We start from the raw sequence: 5,163 nt of genomic DNA on the forward strand, positions 1-5,163 counted from the left end.
CCCAGCCTGCGCAACATCTTCCGCGAGTACGTCGAGGATCTCGGGTACCCGGCGCCGTCGACCGGTGACCTGTCCCCCTGGGCCCAGCGCGGGGTGGTGCTCCTGAACCGCGCGTTGACCGTCGAGCCCGGCCGGCCCAACTCCCATCAGGGCAAGGGGTGGGAGGCGGTGACGGAGCAGGCGATCCGCGCGCTCGCCGATCGGGGCGGACCGCTGGTCGCCATCCTCTGGGGCCGCAACGCCCGCAACCTCCGGCCGCTGCTGCGCGACGTCCCGTGCATCGAGTCGGCCCACCCGTCACCGCTGTCGGCGAGCAACGGCTTCTTCGGCTCGCGGCCGTTCAGCCGCGCCAACCTCCTGCTGCAGGAGCAGGGCGCGGCGCCCGTGGACTGGCGCCTGCCCTGAGGCGCGCCGCCCCGTCCGACGGGTCCGGTTCGCCACGACCCGTCGGATCTGGCAGGCTCGGAGCCGTGAGGCACGCCCCGCTCCCGATCGAGCCCCGTCGACCGAACTCCGGCGGCGATCCGATCTCCCCGCACGTGGCGGCGCTGTCCGCCGACCTGGACCCGACGGTGCTCGCCGCCGACCTGGTGCGGACGCTCCAGCGGGAGGTCTACCGGGGCTTCATGGACCGCGGCGATCTCGACGACCTGCTCCGGGCGGCGTGCCACGCGAAGATCCACACGCTGCGCGACATCCTCGTCGGCGCACGCGACCCGCGCTCGATCACGGTGCCCGAGAGCATCGCGTTCGCGCGGGAGCTCGCTCGCGTCGGCGTGCCGGCGGACATCGTCGAACGGTCCTACCGGGTCGGACAGGAGGCCGTCTGGCAGTGGTGGATCGACGAGGTCGAGGCGTACGTGGACGCGACGGGCGCTCCGATGGCCGAGATCCTGCGGTCGACCAGCCCGGTCATGTTCGGCTTCGTGGACCAGATGCTCAGGACCACCCTCGCGGCGTACGACGCGGCGCTCGACGAGGAGCGCCGGTCCCTGGCGGACCGGCGCCGCCGGCTCGTCCGTCACCTCCTCGACGGCACGCTCACGGCCGTGGGCGTCGAGGCCGAGCGGCTGCTGCGCTATCGGCTCGACGGCGTCCACCTGGCCCTCGTGCTGGCCGACGCGCCGGGACGGGCCGCCGACCAGGTGGCCGACGCCGCGCGCGACGCGCTGGGCGGATGCGGGCTCCTGCTCGTCGAGGACCACGCGGCACCGCGCACGACGATCTGGGTGCGCCTCGACGCGGCTCCCGCGCCGCGGGTCCGCAGAGCCGCGACGCAGATCCTCGAGAGCGCCGGTCGCCCGGTCGCCCTGGGCGAGCCGGCGGTCGGCCTGGCCGGGTTCCGCGACACGTGGCAGGACGCGTGCGATGCCGCGGAGGTCCTCGCCCGGATGCCACGCGAGCGCGGCTCCGTGGTCTGGGCCAGCGACGTGCGCATCGAAGCGCTCGGGCTCGGCGCGCCCCGCGCGGCCCGCCGGCTGGTCGGCGCCGAGCTCGCCGCGCTGCGCGCGCTCTCCCCGACCGCACGCGACACCCTCGAGGCCTGGCTCCTCGCGGGATCCAACGTCGGGGCCGCGGCGATCCTCGGGGTCCACGAGCACACCGTCCGCAACCGCCTGCGGGACGTGGAGCACCTGCTCGGCTCCGCGCTGCGCGACCGTCGCACGGAGCTCCACGTGGCGCTGCGTCTCGACGCGGTCGTGCACGACGGCACGTCCCCGGACGACGCGCGCGACTGACGCATCCCGCGAGATCTCGCCGGAAGGTTCACGAAAGACGTGATGGACCACGGCGCGGGGCCTGACGTACCGTCGAGCCATGGCCCCTCCCCCTCGTCCCGTCGCCGAGATCATCTGGAAGATCCACCGCAAGCTCTACACGGGCACGCGCGGTCGCTTCGGCCATCGGTTCCTCGGCATGACCACGATCCTGCTCACCACCAAGGGGCGGAAGTCCGGTGAGCCGCGCTCGACCGCCCTCATGTATCTCGAGGACGGTCCGGCGCTGGCCGTGGTGGCGTCCAACCTCGGGAGCGACCGGCCACCGGCCTGGTGGCTGAACCTCCAGGCGCACCCGCTGGCCGAGGTGCGCATCGGTCCACAGCGACGCCGGGTCCGCGGGCGCGAGGCCACCGAGGAGGAGCGTGCCGCGCTCTGGCCGCGGTTCGTCGACATGTACGCGGACTACGAGGCGTACGAACGCGCGACCTCGCGACACATCCCGATCGTCCTCCTGGAGGGCGTGTGACCGTCGAGCACGCCGATGTCGTGGTCGTCGGCGGCCGGTTGTCGGGCTCGGCGGTCGCGACGGTGCTCGCGCGTGCGGGTCGCAAGGTCGTCGTCCTGGAGCGCCGCTCCCTGCCGTCGGACACCCTCTCGACCCACGTCCTGGTGCCGTCGGCGGTCGCGGAGGCCGCTCGGCTGGGCGCGCTGGAGCGACTGCTGGCCCTGGACCCGCCCCGCTGCCACCACGTGCACGTCGGGTGCGGCGAGGTGCAGGTGCTGGAGCACTGGTCCTCGATCGAGGGTGTCGGATACGGACTGTGCATCCCACGGCCCGAGCAGGACCTGGCGTTCGCCGAGACGGCGCGCGCGGCCGGCGCCGAGGTCCGCGAGCAGGCCGACGTGACCGACGTGATCTGGGAGGGTGGCCGCGCGGTCGGCGTGCGCTTCACGAGCGACGGGCGCCGGCGCGAGATCCGTGCCCGCGTCGTCGTCGGCGCCGACGGGCGCAGGTCGACCATCGCCGCGCGGTGCGGGGTGTGGCGCCCGTACCGGGGCTCCCGCAACGGGCGCGGCGCCGCCTACCGGTACATGACGGACCCGAAGGCGGGCACCGCGTGGGCCGCGACGATGTCGCAGTGGCGGTGGGGCACCACGATCGGCTACACGTTCCCCACGACGGGTGGCCGGGTGCTGTGCCTCCTCATGCCCCCGGCCGAGCGGATCGCGGAGCTCCGGCGCGACCCCGACGACGGCTGGGATGCCCTGCTGGCGGAGGATCCGGACGGGATCGGTGAGCGCCTGCGCGGCGCGGAGGACCGGTCGAAGCTCCGGTCGACCGCCGAGACCATCTCGTTCTTCCGCGCGTCCAGCGGTCCGGGCTGGGCGCTCGCCGGGGACGCCGGGCACTTCAAGGATCCCGTCATCGGATCCGGCCAGCGCGACGCGCTGCGGTTCGGTCGCCGGCTCGGCGAGGAACTGGTCCCCCTGCTCGCGGAGGCCGCGCCGGACAGCGCCGTCGATGCGGCGCTGCGGGCGTGGGAGCGCGAGCGTGACCGCGAGTGCCTGCCCTCCTACCACTGGGGGTGCAGGGAGAGCGCGCCGAAGCCTCCGGCGACCGCGCTGCAGCGCGAGGTGATCCGCACGTTCGCCGGCCATCCGGAGCACCTCGGGGACAACTTCAACCGCGCCCGCACGCCCGAGCGCGTCGTCGGGCCCGGCTCGCTCGTGCTCGGGCTGCTCAACGCGCTGCACCGCCACCCGGGTCAGCGCGGCACGATCCTGCGCGAGGCGCTCGACGAGCTGCCGGCGGAGCTCGGGATCCGTGCCGACCGCTGGCTGCCGTCTTTCCGCGCCTCGACCAGCCGTCCGTCCGAGCGACCGGGCTTCGCGTGGCCCGCGAGCCCCGGACCGTGACCGCTCAGCGCGTTCCGCACCCGGGGAGCGTGCGCTGCAGGATCACGCGCCGCGGACCGGCGTCCAGCCGGATCACCGCGCGGAGCGTGCGGGCCCGGGTCGACGCGACGGTGCGGCCCGAGAGCGTGCGCTCGTAGGCCGCGCTGCGGTCGCGGGCGACGAGCCGCCTGGCGAACTTGAAGCGCACCTCGCGGATGAACTCGGTCTCGGGCCCGCTCACCCGCACCCGGAGCCGGCCCCGGCCCACGCAGCGGCGCGTCAGCCGCAGCTCGGGTGCGGTCCACCGGCGCGCCTGCTGGGCGACCAGCGCCACGAGCGACTCGTAGGCGAGGTTGACGTCGACGAGGTGCGTGCCCCAGTTCGGCTCGGGGAAGAAGTTCGGCCTGCGCGACGCGCCGACCGGTTCGATGCGCAGCACGTTCGCCCCGTTGATCGTGCGGCACGCCCCGGTGTACCGGTCGGCGGGCACGACCCAGGTCGTCGGCGCGGTCGGTGCCGGCCCGCCGTTGGTGATGATGATCCCCGCGGCGATCGGCCCGGGCGCGTAGGGCTCGGTCGGCAGCAGGATGCGCAGCGGACCGGACTCGCCGGCCAGGGGACGGGGATCGGTGCAGGCGACCGCGTAGCCGGGTCCCCCGGGCAGCGTGCTCTGGTCGGTGGCGGCGGGCGTGCGCGAGCGTCCGAAGCGGGCGTCGGTGGTGGGGTCCTGCGCGAAGGTCGAGTACGCGACGACGCACGCCACCTGGGCCCGGCGCGTGCACAGGGGCGTGGACCGGAAGTCGCCGCCGACATCGCGTCCCTCGGCGACGGTCACATTGCCCCCGATGAGCAGCGCGCTGACGAGTCGTCGCAGCTGGGCAGGGTCGGGCTCGATCTCCCGCCGCAGGAGCTGGCGCAGCATGCCGGTGCCCTGCGAGTGGCCGATCAGGACGACGCCACGCCCGTCGTTGTCCTTCGCGAGGTACTCGCGCCAGGCGTCGACCACGTCCTTGTAGGCGAGCTGCCGGTCGGCTCCGGACGCCGACGCGTAGCCGGTCCCGATCGACGCGAGCGTCGCCTGCCGGTAGATCGGCGCGTAGACCCGGCACTGCTGGTTGAACCGTGCCGCCTGGAACTTCGCGATCGACTCGATCTCCGGGTCGCGCGAGAAGTCCGCGTTGGCGGTCAGCTGGTTGGAGACGGTCGGGTAGACGTAGAAGCAGTCGATCGCGGGCGTGTCCGATGCCTTGGGCGTCTCGACCCGCTCGCTTCCGTCGAGCTCCCGGATCGTCGTGTCCTGCGGGATCTGGCACGGGTCGTTCGCCAGTCCTGGGCGACACAGCCACACGGCGTCGGCCGACGCGCTGGCCGCCGTGGCGAGGCCGACCGTGATCGTGCTCAGCAGGACGGGGACCATGCGGCGCATGCCCGGCACCTTAGACGCCGCGACGGGTCGGTATCCCGCCCGTCAGGGCCGCGGGATGCGCGCGACGATCGTGGTGCCCACGCCGCGGCCGGCGGTGATCCTGAGCGTGCCACCGGCGCG

5 protein-coding genes are annotated in these 5,163 nt (G+C 74.3%); 4 read left to right on the forward strand and 1 reads right to left on the reverse strand.

Annotated features, from left to right (window positions below; all coding sequences use genetic code 11):
* The 4 genes from ABYE80_RS16695 to ABYE80_RS16710 all read left to right on the forward strand — a co-directional run.
* The coding region (locus ABYE80_RS16695; RefSeq protein WP_372791436.1) for a uracil-DNA glycosylase at positions 1-405 on the forward strand (405 nt) is incomplete at its 5' end.
* Positions 406-470: 65 nt separating this feature from the next.
* Positions 471-1,739 carry a helix-turn-helix domain-containing protein gene (locus tag ABYE80_RS16700; RefSeq protein ID WP_372791437.1) on the forward strand — a complete coding sequence of 423 codons (1,269 nt, stop codon included), beginning with the start codon at positions 471-473 and terminating at the stop codon, positions 1,737-1,739.
* A gap of 79 nt (positions 1,740-1,818) precedes the next feature.
* Positions 1,819-2,247 (forward strand): nitroreductase family deazaflavin-dependent oxidoreductase, encoded by a 429-nt coding sequence (locus ABYE80_RS16705; RefSeq protein ID WP_372791438.1) that lies wholly within the window; start codon positions 1,819-1,821, stop codon positions 2,245-2,247.
* A complete protein-coding gene (locus tag ABYE80_RS16710) occupies positions 2,244-3,638 on the forward strand; it encodes an NAD(P)/FAD-dependent oxidoreductase (RefSeq protein ID WP_372791439.1) in 1,395 nt (464 codons plus the stop codon). Before ABYE80_RS16705 ends, ABYE80_RS16710 begins: the two co-directional genes overlap by 4 nt.
* A 4-nt stretch (positions 3,639-3,642) precedes the next feature.
* Here the strand turns inward: ABYE80_RS16710 and ABYE80_RS16715 are convergent, their stop codons facing one another.
* Positions 3,643-5,043: a DUF3089 domain-containing protein gene (locus ABYE80_RS16715; RefSeq protein WP_372791440.1), complete on the reverse strand. Its 1,401-nt coding sequence runs from the start codon at positions 5,041-5,043 to the stop codon at positions 3,643-3,645.
* Positions 5,044-5,163: the final 120 nt, after the last annotated feature.

The sequence above is a fragment of the Paraconexibacter sp. genome (assembly GCF_041602235.1).
In the GTDB taxonomy this organism is placed as follows: Bacteria; Actinomycetota; Thermoleophilia; order Solirubrobacterales; family Solirubrobacteraceae; genus Paraconexibacter.